The sequence below is a fragment of the Hafnia psychrotolerans genome (assembly GCF_014639435.1).
Lineage (GTDB): Bacteria > Pseudomonadota > Gammaproteobacteria > Enterobacterales > Enterobacteriaceae > Ewingella > Ewingella psychrotolerans.
Genome location: NZ_BMFZ01000008.1, coordinates 161,923 through 186,241 on the forward strand (window position 1 = coordinate 161,923; position 24,319 = coordinate 186,241).

Annotated in this window: 26 protein-coding genes; 8 read left to right on the plus strand and 18 right to left on the minus strand. The window is 49.8% G+C overall.

All coding sequences use genetic code 11. The features are described from left to right. Positions 1-97: 97 nt before the first annotated feature. A complete protein-coding gene (gene mltF, locus IEV89_RS15300) occupies positions 98-1,564 on the plus strand; it encodes a membrane-bound lytic murein transglycosylase MltF (RefSeq protein WP_188474386.1) in 1,467 nt (488 codons plus the stop codon). A 2-nt stretch (positions 1,565-1,566) separates the two neighbouring features. Here mltF and tadA read toward each other — a convergent pair whose 3' ends face one another. The 4 genes from tadA to murQ all read right to left on the minus strand — a co-directional run bounded on the left by tadA (position 1,567) and on the right by murQ (position 5,137). Beyond that, the gene (tadA, locus tag IEV89_RS15305; RefSeq protein WP_188474387.1) at positions 1,567-2,085 is read right to left on the minus strand and encodes a tRNA adenosine(34) deaminase TadA; all 519 of its coding nucleotides are present in this window, start codon (positions 2,083-2,085) and stop codon (positions 1,567-1,569) included. A 113-nt stretch (positions 2,086-2,198) separates the two neighbouring features. After that, complete coding sequence (gene yfhb / locus IEV89_RS15310) at positions 2,199-2,837, minus strand: phosphatidylglycerophosphatase C (protein WP_188474388.1); 639 nt, start codon at positions 2,835-2,837, stop codon at positions 2,199-2,201. A 4-nt stretch (positions 2,838-2,841) separates the two neighbouring features. Then, the gene (locus IEV89_RS15315; RefSeq protein ID WP_188474482.1) at positions 2,842-4,206 is read right to left on the minus strand and encodes a PTS transporter subunit EIIC; all 1,365 of its coding nucleotides are present in this window, start codon (positions 4,204-4,206) and stop codon (positions 2,842-2,844) included. A gap of 37 nt (positions 4,207-4,243) precedes the next feature. Further along, on the minus strand, positions 4,244-5,137 hold the full coding sequence (gene murQ, locus IEV89_RS15320) for an N-acetylmuramic acid 6-phosphate etherase (protein ID WP_188474389.1): 894 nt from the start codon (positions 5,135-5,137) through the stop codon (positions 4,244-4,246). A gap of 144 nt (positions 5,138-5,281) precedes the next feature. Here murQ and IEV89_RS15325 point away from each other — a divergent pair, with 144 nt between their 5' ends. Together IEV89_RS15325 and IEV89_RS15330 are read left to right on the plus strand one after the other, a co-directional pair. Then, positions 5,282-6,130, plus strand: a complete 849-nt coding sequence (locus IEV89_RS15325; RefSeq protein WP_188474390.1) for a MurR/RpiR family transcriptional regulator — start codon at positions 5,282-5,284, stop codon at positions 6,128-6,130. Positions 6,131-6,230: 100 nt separating this feature from the next. Continuing rightward, positions 6,231-6,485 (plus strand): YfhL family 4Fe-4S dicluster ferredoxin, encoded by a 255-nt coding sequence (locus tag IEV89_RS15330; protein WP_188474391.1) that lies wholly within the window; start codon positions 6,231-6,233, stop codon positions 6,483-6,485. A 21-nt stretch (positions 6,486-6,506) separates the two neighbouring features. Here the strand turns inward: IEV89_RS15330 and acpS are convergent, their stop codons facing one another. The 7 genes from acpS to lepA form a co-directional block, all read right to left on the minus strand. After that, positions 6,507-6,887, minus strand: a complete 381-nt coding sequence (gene acpS, locus IEV89_RS15335) for a holo-ACP synthase (RefSeq protein ID WP_188474392.1) — start codon at positions 6,885-6,887, stop codon at positions 6,507-6,509. Then, entirely contained in the window at positions 6,887-7,618 is a 732-nt protein-coding gene (gene pdxJ / locus IEV89_RS15340; RefSeq protein WP_188474393.1) for a pyridoxine 5'-phosphate synthase, read from the minus strand. The genes acpS and pdxJ overlap by 1 nt, the downstream gene beginning before the upstream one ends. A gap of 103 nt (positions 7,619-7,721) precedes the next feature. Continuing rightward, a complete protein-coding gene (recO, locus tag IEV89_RS15345; RefSeq protein WP_188474394.1) occupies positions 7,722-8,450 on the minus strand; it encodes a DNA repair protein RecO in 729 nt (242 codons plus the stop codon). Positions 8,451-8,461: 11 nt separating this feature from the next. Beyond that, complete coding sequence (gene era, locus IEV89_RS15350; protein WP_188474395.1) at positions 8,462-9,367, minus strand: GTPase Era; 906 nt, start codon at positions 9,365-9,367, stop codon at positions 8,462-8,464. Beyond that, positions 9,364-10,044 carry a ribonuclease III gene (gene rnc, locus IEV89_RS15355; RefSeq protein ID WP_188474396.1) on the minus strand — a complete coding sequence of 227 codons (681 nt, stop codon included), beginning with the start codon at positions 10,042-10,044 and terminating at the stop codon, positions 9,364-9,366. The genes era and rnc overlap by 4 nt, the downstream gene beginning before the upstream one ends. A 219-nt stretch (positions 10,045-10,263) precedes the next feature. Further along, the gene (gene lepB, locus IEV89_RS15360; RefSeq protein WP_188474397.1) at positions 10,264-11,241 is read right to left on the minus strand and encodes a signal peptidase I; all 978 of its coding nucleotides are present in this window, start codon (positions 11,239-11,241) and stop codon (positions 10,264-10,266) included. 26 nt (positions 11,242-11,267) lie between these two features. Further along, positions 11,268-13,067 (minus strand): translation elongation factor 4, encoded by a 1,800-nt coding sequence (gene lepA / locus IEV89_RS15365; protein WP_188474398.1) that lies wholly within the window; start codon positions 13,065-13,067, stop codon positions 11,268-11,270. A 394-nt stretch (positions 13,068-13,461) separates the two neighbouring features. On the opposite strand from lepA, the gene IEV89_RS15370 reads away from it, so the two are divergent. Further along, positions 13,462-14,283: a DUF6585 family protein gene (locus IEV89_RS15370; RefSeq protein WP_188474399.1), complete on the plus strand. Its 822-nt coding sequence runs from the start codon at positions 13,462-13,464 to the stop codon at positions 14,281-14,283. Positions 14,284-14,351: 68 nt separating this feature from the next. Here the strand turns inward: IEV89_RS15370 and rseC are convergent, their stop codons facing one another. Genes rseC through rpoE form a run of 4 tightly spaced genes read right to left on the minus strand, consistent with a single transcriptional unit; the run spans position 14,352 to position 17,059 of the window. Further along, positions 14,352-14,831 carry a SoxR-reducing system protein RseC gene (rseC, locus tag IEV89_RS15375; RefSeq protein WP_188474400.1) on the minus strand — a complete coding sequence of 160 codons (480 nt, stop codon included), beginning with the start codon at positions 14,829-14,831 and terminating at the stop codon, positions 14,352-14,354. 21 nt (positions 14,832-14,852) lie between these two features. Further along, positions 14,853-15,803: a sigma-E factor regulatory protein RseB gene (rseB, locus tag IEV89_RS15380; RefSeq protein ID WP_188474401.1), complete on the minus strand. Its 951-nt coding sequence runs from the start codon at positions 15,801-15,803 to the stop codon at positions 14,853-14,855. Beyond that, the gene (rseA, locus tag IEV89_RS15385; protein WP_188474402.1) at positions 15,803-16,453 is read right to left on the minus strand and encodes an anti-sigma-E factor RseA; all 651 of its coding nucleotides are present in this window, start codon (positions 16,451-16,453) and stop codon (positions 15,803-15,805) included. Before rseA ends, rseB begins: the two co-directional genes overlap by 1 nt. Before the next feature lie 30 nt (positions 16,454-16,483). Continuing rightward, a complete protein-coding gene (rpoE, locus tag IEV89_RS15390; protein WP_188474483.1) occupies positions 16,484-17,059 on the minus strand; it encodes an RNA polymerase sigma factor RpoE in 576 nt (191 codons plus the stop codon). A 214-nt stretch (positions 17,060-17,273) separates the two neighbouring features. Between rpoE and nadB the strand changes: the two genes are divergently transcribed. After that, entirely contained in the window at positions 17,274-18,875 is a 1,602-nt protein-coding gene (gene nadB / locus IEV89_RS15395; RefSeq protein WP_188474403.1) for an L-aspartate oxidase, read from the plus strand. A gap of 48 nt (positions 18,876-18,923) precedes the next feature. Here the strand turns inward: nadB and trmN are convergent, their stop codons facing one another. Then, positions 18,924-19,691, minus strand: a complete 768-nt coding sequence (gene trmN / locus IEV89_RS15400) for a tRNA(1)(Val) (adenine(37)-N(6))-methyltransferase TrmN (protein WP_188474484.1) — start codon at positions 19,689-19,691, stop codon at positions 18,924-18,926. A 136-nt stretch (positions 19,692-19,827) separates the two neighbouring features. On the opposite strand from trmN, the gene srmB reads away from it, so the two are divergent. Then, positions 19,828-21,159, plus strand: a complete 1,332-nt coding sequence (srmB, locus tag IEV89_RS15405) for an ATP-dependent RNA helicase SrmB (protein WP_188474404.1) — start codon at positions 19,828-19,830, stop codon at positions 21,157-21,159. 74 nt (positions 21,160-21,233) lie between these two features. On the opposite strand, the gene grcA is transcribed toward srmB, so the two are convergent. Next, entirely contained in the window at positions 21,234-21,617 is a 384-nt protein-coding gene (gene grcA / locus IEV89_RS15410; RefSeq protein WP_188474405.1) for an autonomous glycyl radical cofactor GrcA, read from the minus strand. 348 nt (positions 21,618-21,965) lie between these two features. On the opposite strand from grcA, the gene ung reads away from it, so the two are divergent. After that, the gene (ung, locus tag IEV89_RS15415; protein ID WP_188474406.1) at positions 21,966-22,646 is read left to right on the plus strand and encodes a uracil-DNA glycosylase; all 681 of its coding nucleotides are present in this window, start codon (positions 21,966-21,968) and stop codon (positions 22,644-22,646) included. A gap of 49 nt (positions 22,647-22,695) precedes the next feature. Here ung and grpE read toward each other — a convergent pair whose 3' ends face one another. Further along, positions 22,696-23,283 (minus strand): nucleotide exchange factor GrpE, encoded by a 588-nt coding sequence (gene grpE / locus IEV89_RS15420; RefSeq protein ID WP_188474407.1) that lies wholly within the window; start codon positions 23,281-23,283, stop codon positions 22,696-22,698. 136 nt (positions 23,284-23,419) lie between these two features. On the opposite strand from grpE, the gene nadK reads away from it, so the two are divergent. Further along, positions 23,420-24,298 (plus strand): NAD(+) kinase, encoded by an 879-nt coding sequence (gene nadK / locus IEV89_RS15425; RefSeq protein ID WP_188474408.1) that lies wholly within the window; start codon positions 23,420-23,422, stop codon positions 24,296-24,298. The last annotated feature ends 21 nt before the right edge of the window (positions 24,299-24,319 follow it).

Consider the following 24,319-nt stretch of genomic DNA (forward strand, 5'->3'; position numbering starts at 1 on the left):
GCTTTGTTGAGCAAAATGCTTCGGCACTGGGAATATAACCATAGTAATGACAGAGCTTAAACTCACAAAAATAATAGCGCCGTAGAGAGATAACTATTTGACGCGCATAAAATTAAATTATTTTCTGGTCGGTCTTGCCGCCCTGCTGCTGGCATTGGCTTTATGGCCAACAATTCCATGGCATCGGGGTGAAGGCGATCAACTGGAACAGATAAAATCCAGTGGAGAATTACGCGTTAGCACGCTTAATTCTCCACTGACTTTTTTCAACAGCCCCAACGGCAGTGCCGGATTCGACTACGAATTGGCAAAGCGTTTTGCTGATTACCTTGGTGTGACACTGGTCATGTCACCCTATAACAACGTCCACGCAATGTTCAACGGCCTGGACAGCAATCAAGCTGACATGCTGGCGTCAGGCCTGATCTACAACGCTGAGCGCCTGAAAAATTACCGTACCGGGCCTGAATACTATTCGGTATCACAACAGTTGTTGTATCGCCAGGGTTCGGTGCGCCCAAAAACCTTGGCTGATGTCAAAGGAGAGCTCCTTGTCTCTTCAGGCACCGCGCACGTAGGTGCGCTACAGGCTGCGAGTACAAAATTCCCTAATTTACACTGGAGCGAAACCGACAAGCTCTCCCCCCGTGATTTATTGCAGCAAGTTGCGGAGGGCAAACTGGATTACACACTGGGCGATTCTGTTACCGTCGCGCTAATGCAGCGGGTTTATCCACGGTTAGCGGTGGCATTTAACGTGACTGCCGATGAACCCGTCACCTGGTACTTCAGTAAAAAAGCCGATGATGACAGTCTGTATGCTGCCATGCTGGACTTCTTTAGCCAGATTTCCGAAGACGGCACGCTGGAAAAGCTGGAGGAGAAATACCTTGGGCACGTCGGGGAATTCGATTACGTAGATACACGAACTTTCCTCAAAGCGATCGACACCACCCTGCCAGCACTGCAACCGCTGTTTATGAAATATGCTGGTGATATTGATTGGCGTTTGCTGGCGGCGATATCTTATCAGGAGTCACACTGGGATCCGCTGGCAACATCTCCGACCGGCGTGCGCGGTCTGATGATGCTGACGCGCGCCACGGCTTCAGGTCTGGATGTCGATGACCGAACGGATTCAGAGCAAAGTATTCAGGGCGGCGCACTCTACCTATCACGCCTGATGGATAAAATGCCCCCGACAATCTCTAAGGATGAAAGGATCTGGTTTGCTTTGGCGGCTTACAATATGGGTTACGGTCACATGCTTGATGCTCGCAAACTCACGGCCGATCAGAAAGGCGACCCTGACAGCTGGCTAGATGTGAAGCAGCGTTTGCCGATGCTCAACCAGAAGCGTTATTTCAGCCGAACTACTTATGGTTATGCGCGTGGAACGCAGGCCTACAAATATGTCGAGAATATCCGGCGCTATCAGTTAAGTCTGGTGGGCTATCTGATGGAAAAAGAGAAAAAGCAGGCGCAGGAAGCCGCGATGCAGGCTCAGTTGGGAGCCGGGTATCCTGCTGTGGATTCGTCGCAGGCGCTGGCATCTGCGCCATAAAATCAGGCGTCAACGGCGGGGCCATCTGCTTCGCGCTGCGCTAATTTGAGGGCTTTGTGTTGGCTGCGACGCTGACGGAAAAAGGAACTCAACATGGCTGAGCAGTCATCCGCCAGAATACCTGACGTGATCTGCACCTGATGATTCATTCCCGGATGACCTAAAATATCCAATAGCGATCCTGCTGCGCCGGTTTTATGATCCGCCGCACCATAAACAACCCGCCGAATACGTGCATGGATCATCGCACCAGCGCACATCACGCAGGGTTCCAGCGTAACGTATAACGTGGCATTCAGCAGACGATAATTCTGTATTGTTTGGCCGCCCTGTTGCAATGCCATGATTTCAGCGTGGGCCGTGGGATCATGATGGCCGATGAGCCGATTCCAGCCTTCGCCAATCACTTGATTGTCCAGTACCAGCACGGCGCCCACCGGCACTTCACCTTCTTCCTGTGCCTTAAGGGCCAGATTCAATGCATAACGCATCCAATCTTCATCACTGTATTGCTCTGCCACTTTCACCTCATCGCGGTTGCTTCGGCGGCCATTATAGCGTTCTCATCATACGTAACCCAACCGCTGACGGAGCAAGTGAGAAATTCATGCGTTGAAAAGCCCGAAAAAGAACTTCATTCGAGCTGCTGTAGTTCGCCTTGTTTACTCACGCGAAAGCGGTGCTCGCAGAAGAACAACAATGGGTTATCCTGTTTACTGTCGCTATAACCACTGTAGAGTTTTAAAGGCGAACCAATACGCTGTTCAAGTTGCACCACTTTCTCTTCGCCCAGACAGCGCAACGGTAACACCCAACCGCCGCGACCTCTTGCGATACGGCTTCCCACCAGGTGAACTTTGGGCAGAAAAGGGGAAGCGTTATACACTTGCTGTACCAAATTTTCCGGTGAACCCGTGATCAACCACACTTCAGCATCGTGGTTTTCGATATAGTCTCGTAAACGCATTTGCACCACGGGAAAAACCACGACTTTTTGGCGAAACACATTAACAAAACGCAGTTCGAGATCTTTAAGTTTGGCCTCACGGTGACCAAAGGTGATCGACCACAGCAACAAACTCATCGGCCAGCGTGCCGCACGCCCGTGTATCAGCATTCCCAGCCCCACAACCGGCAAAAGCGGCACCACTAACAGGAGATTTTGCGGCATCCGCCACAGCAGAAACCGCATAAAGCTACCGAACAAATCCTGCTGGTGAAGTGTTCCATCCAGGTCAAAAAAAACTACTCGTCGATCCGCCGTCGCGCTCAATGCGTTACTCCTCGGGATCGTTGAACCCCATTATCCAGGTAAAAATAAAACCGGCTATTACGGTAATCAATATCCCCGCCAGGTACAACATCACTTTTCCGGAGACAATCGTCAGTGCCAGCGGTAAACCCGAGATCCCAAAGGTGATCACCGTGGCGACTTTCCAGTAACAGATGAGCGCACCACCAACCGCACCGCCCAGGCATGCACCAATGAAAGGTCGACCGAGCGGCAGTGTCACCCCGAAAATCAGTGGCTCGCCGATGCCGAGGATCCCTACCGGCAGCGCACCTTTGATCACTTTTTTCAACCTTGGATTACGCGTTTTTAAGTAGACGGCGATCGCTGCGCCCACCTGCCCGACACCTGCCATCGCTAAAATAGGCAGTAACGGATTGGAACCGTGCGCCTGAATCAGTTCGACGTGGATAGGCACTAACCCCTGATGTAACCCAGACAACACCAACGGTAGGAAGAATCCGGCCAGAACCGCGCCCACCAACAGACCGCCTTTATCGATCGCTATATTTACACCGTGAGCAATAGCGTCCGAAATAATGCCACCCAGCGGCTGAAGGATCACAATGGCCAGCGTGGCGGTGATAAGGGTAGTGATCAGCGGGTTGAGGATCAGCTCAATAGATTCCGGCAGCCATTGGCGCAGGCGTTTTTCCAGCCAACACATCAGCGCAACCACCAGCAGTACGGCAATCACACCGCCGCGACCGGGCTGGAGTGTTTCGCCGAATAAGGTAATTTGTTCCAGTGCCGGGCTGGAAAGAATACCAGCCATTACGCCGCCCATCGCCTGCGAGCCACCGAACACTCTTGCGGCGTTCACGCCGACCAGAATATTCATGATGGCAAACACCGCACCGCCGAATACCGCCAGTAGCCCGAGAATATTCGGATAGTCCGTCGCAATCGAGCCGGCGATGTCAGGCCGTTTGAGCAGATTAATGATGCCCATGATCAGGCCAGAGGCGATAAATGCAGGGATAAGCGGAATAAAGATATTAGCGAGCTGGCGCAGCGCCCCGCTCATGGGTGCAGAGTATTTCGCTTTCGCCTGAGCTTTATTGCGGGAAATGGTATCGGTTGGCGGGCTGTTTTCTCCACCAACCATCAACACGCGCATGGCATCAACCACTTTGGCTGCAGCACCGGGACCGACAATAAACTGATGCTGTTCACCCTGCTTGATGTAACCCTTGATACCCGTCAGGGTTTTGATACCAGACAGATCGAGCTGCTGCTCATCGTGAACTTCAACCCGCACACGCGTCATACAGTTTTCCAGCTTGCTGATATTACCTTCGCCGCCCACACGTTGCAGAATTTGCGTTGCCAGCAGTTCGGTTTTATTGATTGCTGTCGCCATGCTATTCCCCTTTTTCAATAAGGCATCAACACGCCAGAGCGGCGCGCAGGAAGCCATGATGGATACTCAAGCGCTGGACAGCCTCTTCGGCAGTGATCTGGCTGAGTAGCATGAGAATGGCCGGTTTTACTTCACATTCTGTTTGTGCCAGCGCGGCTTCTGCATCGGCACGCGCTGCACCGGTGGCTTCCACCACGATGCGACAGGCGCGATCCACCAGTTTGACGTTGGTGGCTTTCACATCAACCATCAGGTTCTGGTACACCTTGCCGGTTTTCACCATCGCTCCGGTAGAGATCATATTCAGTATTAGTTTCTGTGCAGTACCCGATTTCATGCGGGTAGAGCCGGTCAAGGCTTCCGGACCCACTACCGGGGAAATCGCCACTTTCGCTTCATGCGCAATAGGGGAATCCGGGTTGCAGGAGATGGCTACCGTGGCGCAGCCGATCTGGCTGGCATAGCGCAATGCACCGATAACATAAGGCGTGCGGCCCGATGCCGCGAGACCCACCACGGTATCAGCAGCGGTAAGCTGAATATTTTGTAGGTCAGCGACGCCCAGTGCCTCACTGTCTTCCGCACCTTCGACGGCTTTGAGCAACGCGCCTGGCCCACCAGCAATTAGGCCGATCACCATGCTGTGTGGTACACCAAATGTTGGTGGACATTCCGATGCATCCAGCACACCGAGGCGTCCACTGGTGCCAGCGCCCAGATAAATCAGGCGACCTCCGGCTTTGAAAGAGGCTGCCGCCATATCGACAGCCTGCGCCACTTGCGGCAAAATCACGCGAATGGCTTCCGGGACTTTACTGTCTTCATGGTTAAAAGCGGCCACCATTTCAAGCGTAGACATCTTGTCAAGGTTCATTGTTGCCGGGTTGCGGCTTTCGGAAACCAGAGTTCCTAAGTTCATAACGTTACCTCGTGAATTTTTAATTCATAATTATAAATAGATATTTGAATATTTTATTCTTAAAGGCGAGAAATATTTGCTACTTTAGATAACATAATTGTTAATTCGTGATGTGTGCAGGTACCGAGACGAGGAACCCTGAAAATGAGCAGCATGATCCGTATACGCCAGATCTACCCGACACTGGCGCAAAATGACCGCAGGTTGGCGGACTTTCTGCTGGAACATCCTGAGCAAGCACGCCATCTAAGCTCACAAAAGCTGGCGGAACTGGCTGGGGTCAGCCAGTCTGGCGTCGTGAAGTTTGCCCAAAAGTTAGGATATAAAGGTTTTCCTGCCCTGAAACTGGCAATGAGTGAAGCGCTGGCGTTACCACAAAATCAGTCGGCGGTGACAGTGCATAACCAGATCATAAGCACCGACAGTTTACTGGTGGTTGGCGAAAAGTTACTGGCGGAGAAGCAGTCTGCGCTGCGAGCCACACTGGACATCAACAGCGAGCAGCGGCTGCAACAGGCACTCGTGATGCTGGTTGGAGCGCATAAAATCATCCTGACTGGCATCGGAGCATCAGGCCTGGTGGCGAAGGATTTGGCGTATAAGCTGCTGAAGATTGGGCTGACAGCCATTGCTGAGTCGGACACACATGTGTTGCTGGCAACGGTTCAGGCACTGTCAGAAAACGATTTACTGCTGGCTATTTCCTTTAGCGGTGAGCGACGAGAGATTAATCTGGCGGCGGATGTCGCACGTCAAAGTGGCGCCAGGGTACTGGCACTGACCGGGTTTTCACCCAACTCGCTCCAGCAACAGGCTGACCATTGTCTTTATACGGTGGCGGAGTTACCCGCAACGCGTGGCGCCGCAGTTTCTGCCACCACGGCGCAATATTCACTGACCGACCTGCTGTTTATGGCCCTCATTCAGCAGGACACGGTCCATGCGCCGGAAAGGATCAAACATAGCGAGGAGTTGGTAAAAAAGCTGGTTTGATCCGGATCACTTCAGGGGAGGATCGATAACGTGAAAAAACGCGGTGATAGCCAACTCTGCTATACTGTGCGGCCGGATTATTGCTAACACGAGAGAGATTATGGCCCTGCTTATCACACACAAATGCATCAATTGCGACATGTGCGAGCCGGAATGTCCGAATCAGGCCATCTCGATGGGCGCGGAAATTTACGAGATTGACAGCAACCGTTGCACCGAGTGCATCGGCCATTATGATAAACCGACCTGCCAGAGCGTCTGCCCGATCGATAACACCATCATCCTTGATCCCCAGCACAGCGAAACCAACGAGCAGTTATGGGATAAATTTGTGGTCATGCATCACGCCGTTTAGCTTAACGGCGTGATGACAGCATCAACTCTCGATGATAACCGTGGCGCAGGCATAACGCCGCTCATCAGCCAGCGTAACGTGTACTGATTTAACGCCTAACTCTTCAGCCATCTGCGCAGCACGGTCGTGAAATATTAATCCGGGCTTTCCCAATGGATCGTTTATCACTTCGAACTGTTCAAACGCCAGACCGTTACGAATGCCGGTGCCTAATGCTTTCGCCGCAGCTTCTTTCACAGCAAAACGCTTCGCCAAAAACCGCACCGGCTGTTGATGATGCTGATAGAGCAACCACTCGTTGGCACAAAGAATACGTTTCGCCAGTCGGTCACCGCTGCGTTCAACCACGGCTTCGATACGCGTGATTTCTACAATATCAGTGCCAAGTCCGAGGATCGCCATTACCGGCGGGCTTCACGCATCAGCGCTTTCATTTCACGCACGGCGCCCGACAAACCATCCATCACCGCTTGCCCAATGATAGCGTGGCCGATATTCAATTCATGCATTTCCGGTAACGCGGCAATCGGCTGCACGTTGTGATAAGTCAGGCCATGGCCTGCGTTCACTTTCAAACCTTTGCCCGCTGCATAGGCCGCAGCCTGTTTAATACGATCAAGTTCAACCCGACGCTCAAGATCATTTTTCGCATCGGCATAAGCGCCGGTATGGATCTCAATGTAAGGTGCGCCAACAGCCACTGCGGCGTCGATCTGGCGCATATCTGCATCGATAAACAACGAAACCAAAATACCCGCCTCGCTTAAACGGGAGACAGCCACGGTCATTTTGTCTATCTGACCAGCAACATCCAGACCCCCTTCAGTCGTCACCTCTTCGCGTTTCTCAGGCACCAGGCAGCAGAAATGTGGTTCAATTTCGCAGGCAATACCTACCATTTCATCGGTCACCGCCATTTCGAGATTCATACGCGTTTGGATGGTCTGACGCAGCAAACGAACGTCGCGGTCAGTGATATGGCGACGATCTTCACGCAGGTGAACGGTAATACCGTCAGCACCCGCTTGTTCAGCAATAAACGCTGCCTGCACCGGATCCGGGTAAGCCGTACCGCGCGCATTGCGCAGTGTTGCGATGTGATCGATGTTAACGCCCAACAGCAATTCAGACATAACAGCTCCAGGTTTTAGAATGGATTGACTTAAGAATGGATCAAAAATGCAATTTCCTCAGTTTACACCTTACGGCACTGTGGGGTGTAGCCCGGAGGATAAATTAGCTCTCAGCAGGTGTGTCGGGCTTTTTGACGAAAAACTGGCGGAAGAGTTCACGGCTTTTAAGGGGCTTGCCGCCAAGATAAGGTTTTAGCGCCATGCGGGTGAAACGTTTGGCGGCTCGCAGAGTGAGCGCATCAGGGAACTCCCGGCTGGCCAGCGCTTTAAGGTCACGGCCTGTGAAACTGGTATTATCGATAACCAGACTAGCAATAAATCCTTTTTCTTCACGATAACGGTATGTCATGGTGTCGCTGACGTCTTCCCCACTCCCCGCACAATGTAGGAAATCCACCCCATAACCAAGATGACTGAGCAAAGCCAGTTCGAACTGACGCAGAGGTTGTTCGGGTGAACCGCTGGCTCCCGCTAAATTTTGCAAACAGTTGAGGTAATCGAAAAACAGCGAAGAGTAGTTAGTCTCTTGTTCAAGGACGCGAGAAACCAACTCGTTGACGTAGAGGCCGCTGTAGAGCATTGAACCAGAAAGGGGAAGTGCCAGGGAAACCGGTTCGGCATTGCGCAGCGTTTTTACTTCTCCCCGCCCGCTCCAGCGGACTAATAAAGGCGTAAAAGGCTGCAAGCAGCCTTTTAAATTTGAGCGACGACCGCGCGCCCCTTTTGCAAGAATACGCACCCGCCCTTGTCCTTCAGTGAACAAATCCAGCATTAAGCTGGTTTCACTGTAAGGTCGCCCATGCAAAACAAATGCGCGTTGCCAGCCTTCCATAGGCGAGGACCTTATAAGTCGTCGGTATAACCCAAGCTGCGCAGTGCACGTTCGTCATCTGCCCAACCGGATTTAACCTTGACCCACAGCTCAAGATGGACTTTTGCTTCGAACATATTTTCCATGTCCTGACGTGCCTCGATACCAATGGTTTTAATCTTCGAACCTTTGTTACCGATCACCATTTTCTTCTGGCCTTCACGTTCCACCAAGATCAGGCCATTGATGTCGTAACCACCGCGCGCATTGGTCACGAAACGTTCGATTTCTACGGTAACCGAGTACGGCAGCTCTTCACCTAAGAAACGCATCAGTTTTTCACGGATGATTTCAGAAGCCATAAAACGCTGTGAACGGTCAGTGATGTAATCTTCCGGGAAGTGATGAACCGCTTCAGGCAAGCGCTGACGAACAATACTCGCGAGGGTATCAATGTTGATACCTTTCTCAGCAGACATTGGTACGATGTCGATGAAGTTCATCTGCTCACTGAGGAACTGTAAGTGTGGCAATAACTTCGATTTGTCAGTGACATTGTCGATTTTGTTGATAGCCAGCAGGACCGGAGCTTTACTGTCGCGCAATTTATTGACGACCATTTCGTCGTCAGGCGTCCAATGGGTACCTTCAACCACGAAAATCACCAGCTCTACATCGCCGATAGAACTGCTGGCAGCACGGTTCATCAGACGGTTAATCGCCCGTTTCTCTTCAATATGTAACCCTGGAGTATCAACGTAGATAGCCTGATAAGGGCCTTCAGTATGGATACCCATAATACGGTGACGGGTTGTTTGTGGTTTCCGCGAAGTAATGGAGATTTTTTGCCCCAGTAATTCGTTCAGCAAGGTAGATTTGCCAACGTTCGGACGACCCACGATGGCTACAAAACCACAATAATTCTTTTCTTCGCTCATTCAAGCTCCAGCTGTATCAACGCTTGTTCCGCTGCCGCCTGCTCGGCTTTTCTGCGGCTTGACCCGGTTCCAACAACCGGTTGACTCAAGCCACTGACCTGGCAGTGGATAGTAAACTCCTGATCGTGCGCTTCACCGCGAACCTGCACCACCAGATAAGAAGGCAACGGCAGATGGCGGCCCTGTAAAAACTCCTGCAAGCGGGTTTTAGGATCTTTCTGCTTATCACCTGGACTGATTTCGTCAAGGCGGCTGCGATACCATTCGAGAATCAATCTCTCGACATTTTGGATATCACTATCTATAAATATGCCGCCAATGAGCGCCTCCACCGTATCCGCAAGAATAGATTCGCGGCGGAAACCCCCGCTTTTCAATTCTCCTGGGCCTAAACGTAAACATTCGCCAAGATCAAACTCACGCGCCATTTCTGCCAAGGTATTGCCACGTACCAGCGTCGCCCGCATGCGGCTCATGTCGCCTTCATCAACGCGAGGAAAACGTTGGTAGAGCGCATTGGCGATAACATAACTAAGGATGGAGTCACCCAGGAATTCTAACCGCTCATTATGTTTGCTGCTGGCGCTGCGGTGAGTCAGTGCCTGCAATAAGAGCTCCTGCTGTTGAAAAGTGTAGCCCAGCTTCCGCTGAAGCCTATTTATTACGATGGGATTCATGAGTTACCAATAGATCAAGAATGCGTCAAAAACTTCAGCATACGGAACAGGCCTGCTTTGCCTAAACAAATCCAAAGCTGTTTCGTTTGCAGTGGCTCCCTCCGTTCTTCTCTCTTTTTAAATAAAGAAGTAAAAACGAATGAGAGCCAACTTTTATCGCTCGAAAGGGTATTCTACAACGGGTGGAAATATAATGCTGCGGAAATAGCCGGCATTATATTAGTGAAGTCCACCAATACGGCTCAGGCGTACGCCCGTTGGCCACTCACCTTCCTGCTTTTTAAAACTCATCCAAATACCGGATGCGCGGCCGACCAGATTTTTCTCCGGCACAAAACCCCAGTAACGGCTATCAGCGCTGTTATCACGGTTATCGCCCATCATGAAGTAATGACCGGCCGGAACAACCCAGGTGCCCATAGGCTGACCCGGTTGCTGATAGTAAGCACCAAGCTGATCACGCGCACCAGGAACAGTCAGAATACGGTGCGTCACGTTGCCCAGCGTTTCCTGACGTTCAAGCAGACGAACGCCATCTTGCGGCACGCTGGCCGAAGGGGGAATTTCAAAGAAACCGTTGCTGGCTTCGCTGCCAGACGACTGACCGAAGGTCTGTACGAAGTCACTCGCATGACCTGTATCATAGGTCACTGCCAGCGCAGTATTGCAATTCTTTCCGCTATTACAGGCGGGTTGAACGGTAACTTCCTTACTGAAAGGGTTATAAGTCACGCGGTCACCCGGCATACCGACTAAACGTTTGATGTAATCCAGACTTGGATTTAGCGGATATTTAAACACCACAACATCGCCACGTTTAGGTTCACCCGTTGGGATAAGTTTGGTTTGCGTGATCGGATCTTTCAGGCCGTAAGCATATTTCTCCACCACAATGAAATCGCCAATCAGCAGCGTCGGCATCATCGAACCGGATGGAATTTGGAAAGGTTCGTAAATAAACGAACGAATCACGAACACCACCAGCAATACCGGGAAAACAGAGGCACAGGTTTCAACCCAGCCAGGTTGTTTAGCCGCTTTATGCAAGGTTTTCTCATCAACCGCACCCGCAGTTTCAACTTTCAGTCTGGCAATTTTTTCCCGACGAGCGGGAGCAAACTTGAAACGGTCCAAGCACCAGATAATCCCGGAAACCAGCGTTGCAATCGCCAGAATCAGGGCAAACATGTTAGCCATGCATACTCCTACAATTTATCGAGGGCTTATTTGCCGTCTTTACCAACATGGAGAATAGCCAGGAACGCTTCTTGCGGTAGCTCGACATTGCCCACCTGCTTCATGCGCTTCTTACCATCTTTCTGTTTCTGCAACAGTTTCTTCTTACGGCTCACATCGCCACCGTAACATTTTGCCAATACGTTTTTACGCAATTGCTTCACAGTGGCACGCGCAATGATATGAGCACCAATAGCGGCCTGAATGGCGATATCAAACTGTTGACGTGGGATAAGCTCCTGCATTTTTTCAACGAGCTGACGCCCACGGGACTGCGAATTACCACGGTGAGTGATCAGTGCCAGCGCATCGACACGCTCGCCGTTGATCAATACGTCAACACGCACCATGTCTGAGGCCTGGAAGCGTTTAAAATTATAATCCAGCGAAGCATAACCCCGTGACGTTGACTTCAGACGGTCAAAGAAGTCGAGTACCACTTCTGCCATTGGGATTTCATAGGTCAGCGCGACCTGATTACCGTGATAAACCATGTTGGTCTGAGTGCCACGCTTTTCGATACAGAGCGTGATAACGCTGCCCAGATATTCCTGCGGCATCAACATGTGACACTCAGCAATAGGCTCACGCAGCTCTTCGATATTATTCAGTGCTGGCAACTTAGACGGGCTATCAACGTAGATGGTTTCTTTGCTGGTCGTCTCAACTTCGTAAACCACCGTCGGTGCCGTGGTGATCAGATCCAGATCGTATTCACGCTCCAGACGCTCCTGAATGATCTCCATGTGCAGCAGACCCAAAAAACCACAGCGGAAGCCGAAGCCCAGTGCAGTAGAACTTTCTGGTTCGTAGAACAGGGAGGCATCGTTCAGGCTGAGTTTACCAAGCGCATCACGGAAGTTTTCGTAATCATCGGAACTGACCGGGAACAAACCGGCATAGACCTGCGGTTTTACTTTCTTAAAACCAGGCAGCGCTTTATCAGCCGGGTGGCGTGACTGAGTGAGCGTATCGCCTACTGGCGCACCGAGGATGTCTTTAATCGCACAAACCAGCCAGCCAACTTCGCCGCAGCCCAACGAATCACGATCGACACGTTTAGGTGTGAAGATACCAAGTCGATCAGCGTTATAAACCTGACCGGTACTCATCACTTTGATTTTGTCGCCCTTTTTCATGGTGCCGTTCTTAATACGGACCAGAGAAACGACGCCAAGATAGTTATCAAACCAAGAGTCAATAATCAGCGCCTGCAATGGTGCTTCAGGATCACCCACTGGCGGCGGAATATCGCGCACCAGACGTTCCAAAATATCAGGTACGCCAACACCGGTTTTAGCCGAACAGCGCACGGCATCTGTTGCATCAATACCCACGATGTCTTCAATCTCCTGTGCAGCGCGATCAGGATCGGCGGCTGGCAGGTCGATTTTATTAAGAACGGGTACCACTTCCAGATTCATTTCCATGGCGGTGTAACAGTTTGCCAGAGTCTGGGCTTCAACCCCCTGACCAGCATCGACCACTAACAGCGCACCTTCACAGGCGGCGAGTGAACGTGAAACTTCATAAGAGAAGTCGACGTGGCCGGGTGTATCAATGAAATTTAGGTGGTAGATCTCGCCATCTTTAGCTTTATAGTCCAGCGTCACACTCTGGGCTTTGATGGTGATCCCTCGCTCGCGTTCCAGATCCATTGAGTCAAGAACTTGCGCTTCCATTTCACGATCGGACAAGCCGCCGCAGATTTGAATAATACGGTCGGACAGCGTCGACTTGCCGTGGTCAATGTGGGCGATGATGGAAAAATTTCTTATGTTCTTCATTATAAAGATTTTCTACCTTGGTATTTCTGAATCATTCGCCATAACAACACAGCGACGGTTTGTAGGTTGGCTGTCTTTCGCCTAAGTCGCAGCATTCTACATGTGGGGACCGCGAAAACCTAGCCTCCCCGCCACCTAACTGAGCATTATGCCTATCTTCCCATGACGAAATGCAGTGGCGAATGCAATAAGTTGTAAGTAAGTCTTCCTGATGACCGTCCCTGTCCCGTAGCACTACTCATTGAGTGACAAGACTTTAGGAAAATGCTCATTTACTCACCAGCGAAATAAACTTTAAATAGCTGTTATAAAAGAATTTATTTCGAGTCTATTTCAGTTTCTTTGAGTGCTTGTTTCACCTTACTTTTCTCAATACGGTCACAAGGTTAGCATCATGATCAATGAAGGACGGTTGCTCAGTCAGCATGGCTTTGCCAAAGCCAATTCCTGGATCACTATGATTCTTGCTGCGCTATTAATGGTAGGAGGTGCAATAGAGTTCGTATTCCTTCTTGCTTTGGGAAGAACGGGGAACGATGGACTGCATATTATTACACTGACGGCTATTTTCAGTGTTGGCTTAGGCGTCACTTTATTCCTTCTCCGGCACTACACCAAACCTAAACAAATTTATCAATTACATGAAAATGGCATATTGGTGATTAACGAAAGTGACAAAAAAAATCGTTTTATCCCTTTTGAAAGAATAACGGAGATATACCGTTACAGAACCGGTAAATATACCCGAAAAATATTAGACACAATGGCTTTTCGCGAAGGAAATGATAAATACTGGCATCGAATCCCCGCCAATATCACCCATGCAGAAAGGCTGATTGAAGTCATAAAGAATGAACAACTGATGTCGCGTGGCCCGCAGGCGTTATCTATTCTGGCTAACGATGGGAGTTTTTCGTTCACATATTTAGCAGCATCAACGTCCAAGCTTCAGCACTTATTCAGAAGTAATCTATTGATGCTAAACGAAAAGAAAATAAGACTCAGTGCACGCTTTATTACGTCGGATGAGGGGCTATGTATACCTGTTGAAGATATACACTATATTAGCGGGGGAAGTAACAGCCAGATGATCCGTCTACTGGATAGCCATGGACGCATTCTTTTCTCCATACTTTATACATCGTTACTCAGCGCCGACCTGTTTATCGCTCTTATTGAGCATATGATCCAAAACCGCATCCCGATAAGGGATTAATATAGATTTGGCGACAGATGAATGAAGGTAAAATAGATTTTGCTGGCAATAAATAGACAGGGAGACACTTAGGAAGATATCTGAGGTTTTTCATTCTGGAAACGCAATGCATCGGGTGGCAGACCAATTTGTAAAATAACAGGCTGATAACCTGACTGATTTTCAAGTCTGGAAGCTAAAATTCGTGCAGCTAAAAAACCCAGCCCACCTCCCGCGATAGCGCCAATGACTGAATATAAGTCCCCTTGAGTGAGCCATTGCAATAGCCCACCTCCGAGAATCACCCCCAATAACGGCGTCATGTAAACCAGAAAAGCTGAATATAAAAGACTACCTTCATTGATGCCCAACTCAACTTTTTGGCCGGGTTGAAGTTCTTGCGCGACATTGATCCGAAGATGATGTTCAGTTTGCGGGCCAAGCTCATTGAGTACGCGCGCGCCGCAGCCAGATCGCGAATGACAGCTGCTACACCCGGCCTGCGTTTCGCAACGAAGCTTTGCAATACCATCTTGCCACGAAATGACGGTAGCCCACTCTTTCATCATCTTGATTACCCTACCTTTATTTTACTTCGCATCGAAAACAACGCTATCAGCAATTCTCTTCGCGGTTGAAGGCGGTAGTTCGCCCACAACGGTAATTTCATTAGCATTGCGGATCTCTGTCTGCACAGTTCTACGCCCTTGCCTGACTAACTGCTCAGCAGGTGGGTTGGTGGTGGTATTCACGTTGACAGAGAAACTGAATAGTCCATCAGAATAGAGCCGTGATTCTATCGCGACCGGCATATTAGGCAAGTGTCTGCGACTACTGGCCACTTCAGTCACGCCATCAGGTAACCATTTAGGCTGCCAATTAAATTTGGTTTGCTCCCCGGCGGGTACTGAAAGCACCGGCGGTAATGATGCTTTCTCTAATTTCACCAAAGAGGCTTTCACTGCGTTATCAGCAACGAAGGAGATGATACGAAATTGCTCCAGAGTCTCGCCGTCACGATCTTGCAAATCGACCCGAAGAGGTAACTTAGTGGTTTCATCAATCCATATAACATAGCTGAAACGTGTGCTATCGCGCGATACAACCCTAATGACCTGGCTTAACCGATCAACCACCCGCGCTCTGCCAACGGAAATAAAGTCATAATACTTTGCCAGTCGGGCAAAATCGCTGAACACCAGTGTCGGCAAAGAATCAACGATATGATCGCCATTCAAAGTGAAAGGCTGCAGACCGGTTTCGAAATAACTGATGTCTTTGCCGCGTTGAACAATTTCACGACGAGGTCCGTCCATGAGGACTAACTGCGCGAGAGGGATATCGTTGGAAAGGGCATGACGATAGCGATAGGAATCTATTCCCTGCTTCGTGATGCTGATAAAGCCGATTTCATAATTTAATGACTGGCTCGCCTTACTCATCTCTTGCAATAGTGCCTCGGGCGTGGGTTCCGCCAAGGCAGTCATTGGAGTAAGCAGACTGCCAGTCAGTAAACAAAAGACAAACCAAATTTGCTTCATTACTGCGCTTGCATTCCTAAAGACTGATTTCCGGGTACCTGAACAGCAGCCTGCTGCGGTGTAATAGATTCCAACTGAAGCTTATCAGAATGCAATCTGCGCTGCAGTTCATAATCCTGCAAAATGGCGTTAATACGTTTACGTTGTTCCTGGACATTTTGCTGACCATTCAGTGACGTACTGTCGCTGTTTGGGACACCAAAACTTACCGGTGACGCTTTACCCATCATCGGCAACGTATTAAACGCAGGCGTTTCTGGCGCAACACCGGATGCATCTGGCTGGTTGTAGTGCTGCACACCGGCAATCACGGCAAGGGAAACACAGGCTGCAACGCCGACCTGAGTCAGTTGGCTAGCCCATGGGCGAACTTTATGCCAGAACGGCATTTTTTCCCACACATTAGGGCGCGGTTGAGATTCAGGAATGGCACCAGGGACCAACTTAGCAGGTTCATTCGCTAATGCAGCCGCTACACGATCTGCGATATCCAGATGCACAACATTTCCCATATCACCGCGCATGGTGTCGCGGATCAAGTGATAACTCTGCCAGCTTTGCTGAAGCGTTTTATCTTCCGAAAGCGAACTCAGCAATTCGGAATCTAAGACTTCACCATCCATCAGAGCGGAAAGCTTTTCTTTCTGCATGTCTAAGTACCCTTCCTGTGTCCGCTATTGTTAGCGCTGAATCAGCGGTTGAACTTTATTATCAATTGCTTCCCTAGCGCGGAAAATACGAGACCTGACCGTGCCAACGGGGCAATCCATGATGGACGCTATTTCTTCGTAGCTCATCCCATCTAACTCCCTCAAGGTTATCGCCATGCGAAGATCTTCAGGAAGTGCTTCAATAGTACGGAAAACTATCTGTCTTAATTCTTCTGACAACATCAAGTTCTCAGGGTTCGAAATTTCTTTTAATGCTCCGCCACTTTCGAAGTTTTCGGCATCGCTGGCATCCACATCACTGGCTGGCGGGCGGCGCCCTTGAGCCACTAAATAATTTTTCGCTGTGTTGACCGCAATACGGTACAACCACGTGTAAAAAGCACTATCGCCTCGAAATGAATCCAGTGCACGATATGCCTTAATAAATGATTCCTGAACCACATCAGGCACATCGCCTTGTGGTACATAGCGGGAAACCAAGCTCGCTACTTTATGCTGGTAACGGATAACCAGTAAATTGAACGATTTCTGATCACCCTTCTGGACCCGCTCAACCAGAACCTGATCGGCTAACTGCTCGCTCATTCGAGGTAAAATCTCCCCAAAACCATCTCCTCGCATAAAGTCGTACTGCCAGCTGCCATGATTATATTCCTGAGCAAGTACTGCTTGGAGTTCACATGAAACATTAAGTTCCACATCGCCATTGTTTTTTATATTGAAGTCTTAAGTCCGTGGCTTTTGCCAGGATGTTTAGGCTAACATGAATTTCCCTCTTCTTCTGCAAACATCATACGTTATGCAACCTTCATCTGAATTTGTCAGCGATGTATTGATTATTGGGAGTGGTGCTGCCGGATTGTCTTTGGCTTTACGACTTGCAGACCATTGTACTGTTACTGTACTCAGCAAAGGACCTTTAAACGAAGGCTCAACCTTCTACGCTCAGGGAGGCATCGCCGCTGTGTTTGATGAGCAAGACAGCATAGCATCTCACGTAGACGACACACTTATCGCTGGTGCCGGATTATGCGATAAAGAAGCTGTTGAATTCATCGCAGGAAATGCGCGCCACTGTGTGCAGTGGTTGATTGACCAGGGCGTTCTGTTTGACACCGAAACAAACGCCAGCTCGGAGGAACGTTATCACCTGACTCGTGAAGGCGGCCACAGCCATCGGCGCATACTGCATGCTGCTGATGCAACGGGTAAAGCAGTTGAGACCACGCTAGTAGGCAAAGCAAGACAACACCCGAATATTTACGTGAAGGAGCGCTATAACGCCGTTGACCTGATCACATCCAGCAAAATCGGTTTGGCAGGAACGCAACGCGTGGTAGGTGCCTATGTTTGGAACCGCGAGAAAGAACATGTAGAAACGCTGCGAGCAAAAGCGGTGATCCTCGCCACTGGCGGCGCGGCAAAAGTGTATCAGTACACCACGAACCCCGATATTTCTTCAGGGGACGGCATTGCGATGGCTTGGCGCGCTGGCTGCCGTGTCGCTAATCTGGAATTCAATCAATTCCATCCCACTTGTTTATACCATCCGCAGGCAAGAAATTTCCTGCTTACTGAAGCGCTGCGCGGCGAAGGTGCCTTCCTCAAACGCCCAGATGGCAGTCGTTTTATGCCAGATTTCGATCAGCGCGGCGAGTTAGCTCCGCGTGACGTTGTGGCGCGCGCTATTGACCATGAAATGAAGCGGCTTGGCGCAGACTGCATGTATCTTGATATCAGTCATCGCCCGCCCGAATTCATCATGCAGCATTTCCCGATGATCTATGAAAAGCTGATGTCGCTGGGGGTTGATCTCACAAAAGAGGCGATACCTATCGTCCCTGCTGCCCACTATACCTGTGGCGGCGTGATGGTTGACCAGCATGGCCGCACCGATCTGGATGGTCTATATGCTATTGGTGAAGTGAGCTATACCGGCTTGCATGGCGCTAACCGTCTGGCATCAAACTCCCTGTTGGAGTGTCTGGTGTATGGCTGGTCAGCGGCCGAAGACATCATCAAACGCCTGCCGCACGCTAAGCTGGCAAAGCACGTTCCTCAATGGGATGAAAGTCGGGTCGACAATTCCGATGAACAGGTTGTGATTCAACATAACTGGCATGAACTCCGCCTGTTTATGTGGGACTACGTGGGCATTGTACGTACGACCAAGCGACTGGAGCGCGCACTGCGCCGTATCAATACCCTGCAGCAGGAAATTGATGAGTACTATGCCAACTTCCGTATTTCCAACAACCTGCTGGAATTGCGCAATCTGGTTCAGGTTGCTGAATTAATTGTCCGCAGTGCTATGGAACGCAAAGAAAGTCGTGGATTGCACTTCACGCTCGATTACCCTGAGCAGCTAGAAAACCCGCAGCCAACCATCCTTCAACCATAAGTCCATACCTAAACAGTGCGAGGGACCGCATTGTTTTAAGCCTACTCTTTAATAATTCAGATAGAAGTCTGCAATCAGCGCACGAAATGCCGGGCTGTATACTCCTTCCCTTTCACGTAAATCCAATTCCTGAAAATCAAATTCAGCAGGCTGACGTGATAGAGTCAGCAGCAACCTGTTCAGCGCTTTGCCTGGGCGATCGCGCACCGCGAGTCGGCGGACCGTAAACCATCCTTGCTGATGGGCGTTGCATTCCAGCGTCACACCTAACTCATAAGGCAGTACAACGCAAAATACTCCCTGAGGCATTAGTAGCTTTTCGGCACACTGCAACAACGCGGAGTGGGTGAGTGTTTGGGTATAACGCGCCGTATTACGCGCTTCGTCGCGACAGGCAACAGCAGATTCAAAATAAGGAGGGTTACTGACGATTAAATCGTAATGGGCCGGATGCGTTTGTGCGACGACATTGATATCCTGAGCAAAGATATTGAGACGTTCCGTCCAAGGTGAACTCTGAAAATTTTCTTTCGCCTGATCCGCTGCGGGAAGATCTAATTCAACAGCATCAATAGCAACAGCCGCAGAAGTACGCTGCGCCAGCATAAGAGCAATCAGACCACTGCCAGAACCGATGTCCAGAATACGCGATGCCTGTTCTACTGGAGCCCAAGCGCCCAGTAAGACGCCATCAGTGCCCACTTTCATCGCGCATCGATCATGGGCAACAAAAAACTGCTTAAAAGTAAAACCATTACGCCGTAAAGGCTGACTCACACTGACGTCTTTCACCACATTATTCACCGTTAAAACCATCAGCGAGACGGTCTGATATTCAAAACTGTCGTAGCATAAGGCAAACATCTGCCAAGGAAAAGCGGTGGTAACCGCTTAAATAGGTGAAGATCGCGTCTAACACGTCTATAATCGGCGCCCCAAGTAGAGGTAGACCATGACTGTAACCAATTTTTCCGAACTCGAACTCGATGAACGCCTTTTAAACGCCCTGAGCGAAAAAGGTTATACCCGCCCGACTGTCATTCAGGCAGAGGCAATTCCGCCTGCAATGGACGGACGCGATGTGTTGGGTTCGGCTCCTACCGGCACCGGCAAAACAGCCGCTTTCCTGTTGCCTGCATTGCAGCATTTGCTGGATTTCCCGCGTAAGAAATCGGGTCCACCACGAATTCTAATCCTCACGCCAACGCGTGAATTAGCCATGCAAGTTGCCGACCAGGCTCGCGAACTGGCTAAGCACACCGATCTGGATATCGCGACGATCACCGGCGGTGTGGCATATATGAACCATGCCGAAGTATTCAGTGAGAATCAGGATATCGTCGTTGCGACAACCGGCCGTTTGCTGCAGTACATCAAGGAAGAAAACTTCGATTGCCGCGCGATCGAAACGCTGATCCTTGACGAAGCTGACCGCATGCTGGACATGGGTTTTGCTCAGGATATCGAAACCATTTCTGCTGAAGCCCGCTGGAGGAAACAGACGTTGCTGTTCTCTGCAACGCTGGAAGGTGAAGCCATTCGCGAATTCGCCGAGCGCATTCTGACTGAACCGGTAGAAATCGAAGCCGATCCTTCACGCCGCGAACGCAAAAAAATTCTGCAATGGTACTATCGCGTCGATGATGTTGCGCACAAGACCAAGATGCTGATCCATTTGCTCAAGCAGGAAGACGTCACCAAATCAGTGATCTTCGTGCGTAAGCGTGAACGTGTGCATGAACTGGTGGCCTGGCTGCGTGAAGCCGGGATCAACTCCTGCTACCTCGAAGGCGAAATGGTACAGGTCAAGCGCACAGAAGCGGTGAAGCGTATGGTTGAGGACCGCGTTAACGTGCTGGTTGCTACCGATATCGCCGCCCGTGGCCTGGATATCAACGACATCAGCCACGTCTTTAACTTCGACCTGCCGCTGACTGCCGATACCTATCTGCACCGCATTGGTCGTACTGGTCGTATGGGCCGTAAAGGCACCGCAATTTCGTTTGTTGAAGCACATGACCATCTGTTGCTGGGTAAAATCGGCCGTTATCTCAATGAGCCGTTAAAACCCCGCGTCATTGATGAACTGCGTGCGAAAACCAAAGCACCAAGTGAAAAGACCACCGGTAAACCATCCAAAAAAGTACTGGCGAAGCGTAAAGAAAAGCAAAAAGAAGCTCAGGTCAAGTCTAAGGTGAAAGTGAAAGTACGTCACCGTGACAGTAAAAACGTGGGCAAACGCCGAGTTAAAACCGAAACTGAAACCAAAGATTCCTCTAAATAATCTGCTGATTTCATTAATAAAAAACCGCCTTTCGGCGGTTTTTTTACATCGTACATCTAGTTCTTCCCAGACCCTTACAGGCTTTCGGTGAAAGTACGGGTGATCACATCGCGTTGCTGTTCTGGAGTCAGGGAATTAAAACGCACCGCATAACCCGATACACGAATGGTTAGCTGCGGATATTTTTCCGGATGCTTAACCGCATCTTCCAGAGTTTCACGACGCATCACGTTAACGTTTAGGTGCTGGCCACCTTCAACGCGAACGGTAGGCTGGAACTCCATCGGAACTTCGCGGTATTCGATCTGACCCAGATCACTCACTGCAACGATTTGATCTTCATCAAAACCAGCTTTAGCACAAACGCAGCGTGCTTCAGCTTTCTCATCATCAAGCAGCCAAAAAGAGTTTTTCAGCGCTTCATTGTTGGCTTTAGTAATTTGGATTCCGGTGATCATGTATTGCCTCCGTTAATGACTACGAAACTGAGATTTTTAACATGACTGTCGTACAAAACTAACGCCAGTCTTCTGTTCCTGATATCAGGTATAACAGTTGAAGACCCCGCATTCTTTGATAAATATCAACTTTAAACCTGTGGGTATTCTGGTTGGTCGGCAAATTAATGTTTTATATCAATTTTTACTGGTCAAAACTTTCAATTTAATTTGTAAAATATCAATTATTTTTGTACTCAAAACACACTGTGCGAGCCGTTTCTACAATCATTGCGCCGCATGGTTTCACTGCTATGCGCTTGCAGGTAAGCTAACGCGATTGAAATGATAGGAAAAAGGAGCGCGTTAATGTCGACCACTCTCACCTGGCATGACGTTATTGGTGCCGAAAAAGAACAGCCCTACTTCGTTGACACCCTGAAGTACGTCGCCAGTGAACGCGCTGCCGGCAAAATTATTTATCCGCCACAGAGTGATGTCTTTAGTGCTTTCCGCTCAACAGAACTCTCTGATGTCAAAGTCGTGATCCTGGGTCAGGACCCTTACCATGGCCCCAATCAGGCTCATGGCCTCTCCTTCTCCGTACGTCCCGGCATCCCTGCGCCACCTTCTCTGGTGAATATTTACAAAGAGCTGGCGACGGATATTCCCGGCTTCGAGCGCCCTGCGCACGGCTATCTGCAAAGCTGGGCCGATCAAGGCATATTGCTGCTTAACACAGTATTAACGGTGGAAGCCGGTCAGGCACATTCCCATGCAAAATTAGGTTGGGAGACATTCACGGACAAAGTCATCGCCGCACTCAATGAGCATCGCGATGGGGTCATTTTTCTGCTGTGGGGATCTCATGCGCAGAAAAAAGGCAATTTTATTGATGCTCAACGCCATCATGTCCTTAAAGCACCCCATCCTTCACCACTGTCAGCCCACCGCGGTTTTTTGGGTTGTAAACACTTTTCCGCCACCAATACTCTTCTCGATAAACAAGGTTTAACCCCCATAAACTGGACGCCGGTGCTACCCACTTAAAATAGAAAAGGCATCCCGCAGGATGCCTTTTTATCAGATCACAACGGGATCAAGCTTTAGCTTTAGATACCGCGACCATGGCGGGACGAAGCAGACGTCCATTCAGTCTGTAACCTTTCTGCATCACCATCATCACGTGGTTCGGCTCAAGATCTTCCGATTCCATCAGCGTCATAGCCTGATGCAGTTCTGGGTTAAATGGGACGTGAACATCGCTCACGACCTCCATACCAAACTTGCTTACCGCATCCAGAAGGGATTTCAGTGTCAACTCCACACCTTCAATCATACCAGCCAGTTCGGCATTGGACTTATCAGCCAGATCCAGCGCACGTTCCAGGTTGTCGATCACAGGCAACAATTCGCTGGAGAACTTTTCCAGGGCGAATTTATGCGCTTTCTCAATGTCCATTTCAGTGCGGCGGCGAATATTTTCCACTTCCGCCTTGGCACGCAACAGACTATCGCGTTCGCGCTGCTGAGCATCGTTCAATTGGGCTTCAAGTTCTGCAATACGCTCGTCACGCGGATCAACGACTTCTGCCACCTCAGTTTCCGCTTCCGTATGCAGCGCTTGTTCCTGACTTAACTCATCCGGGACTTGCTCGTTAGGCGTTTTATGTTCTTTACTACTCATGAATTTCTCCGCGTTTTTAGCATTAATCTTGATACTGGGCTTATTATGGGGATCAAAACCACCGTTTCAAGGTTTGCTTTCAAAGGTTCGGATATTATGCAGGCGTTAAAAAAGCTTCCTGAGGATAACCACAGCGATGAATAAAAAATTTGAGTGCATAGGCATTGTCGGCCATCCACGCCATCCTTCCGCGCTCGCTACCCATGAAATGCTTTATCACTGGTTAATCTCGAAAGGTTACGAGGTCGTCGTTGAACGCCAGGTCGCTGAGGACCTTAAACTTGAAGGTGCGCAAACCGGTAGTCTAGCCGATATCGGGAAAAAAGCCGACCTGGCTGTAGTCGTCGGTGGTGATGGTAATATGCTCGGCGCAGCGCGTGTTCTGGCGCGCTATGACATTAAAGTCATCGGCATCAACCGTGGAAACCTTGGTTTTCTGACCGATCTCGATCCGGACAATGCCCTGCAGCAACTTGATGATGTCCTGAAAGGGGAATATCTCAGCGAACAACGCTTTCTTCTGGAAGCCATGGTGCGCTGCGAAGATCGCCAGTGTCGGATAAGCACAGCCATTAACGAGGTGGTTCTCCACCCCGGAAAAGTGGCACATATGATTGAATTTGAAGTTTATATCGATGAAAAATTCGCTTTTTCCCAGCGCTCCGATGGATTGATCATCTCCACCCCAACAGGTTCTACGGCATATTCATTATCCGGAGGCGGCCCGATTCTAACCCCAACACTGGATGCAATCGCGCTGGTGCCGATGTTCCCGCACACATTGTCAGCCCGCCCGCTGGTCATTAACAGCAGCAGCACCATTTGCCTGAAGTTTTCCCACATCAGCAACGACCTGGAAATCAGCTGTGATAGCCAGATAGCGCTGCCGATTCAGCAGGGAGAAGAGGTGTTGATCCGCCGCAGCGAGTATCATCTGAATCTAATACATCCTAAAGATTACAGCTACTTCAACACATTAAGCACTAAGCTCGGCTGGTCGAAAAAACTGTTCTGATAAGCGATGCTTCACAGAATA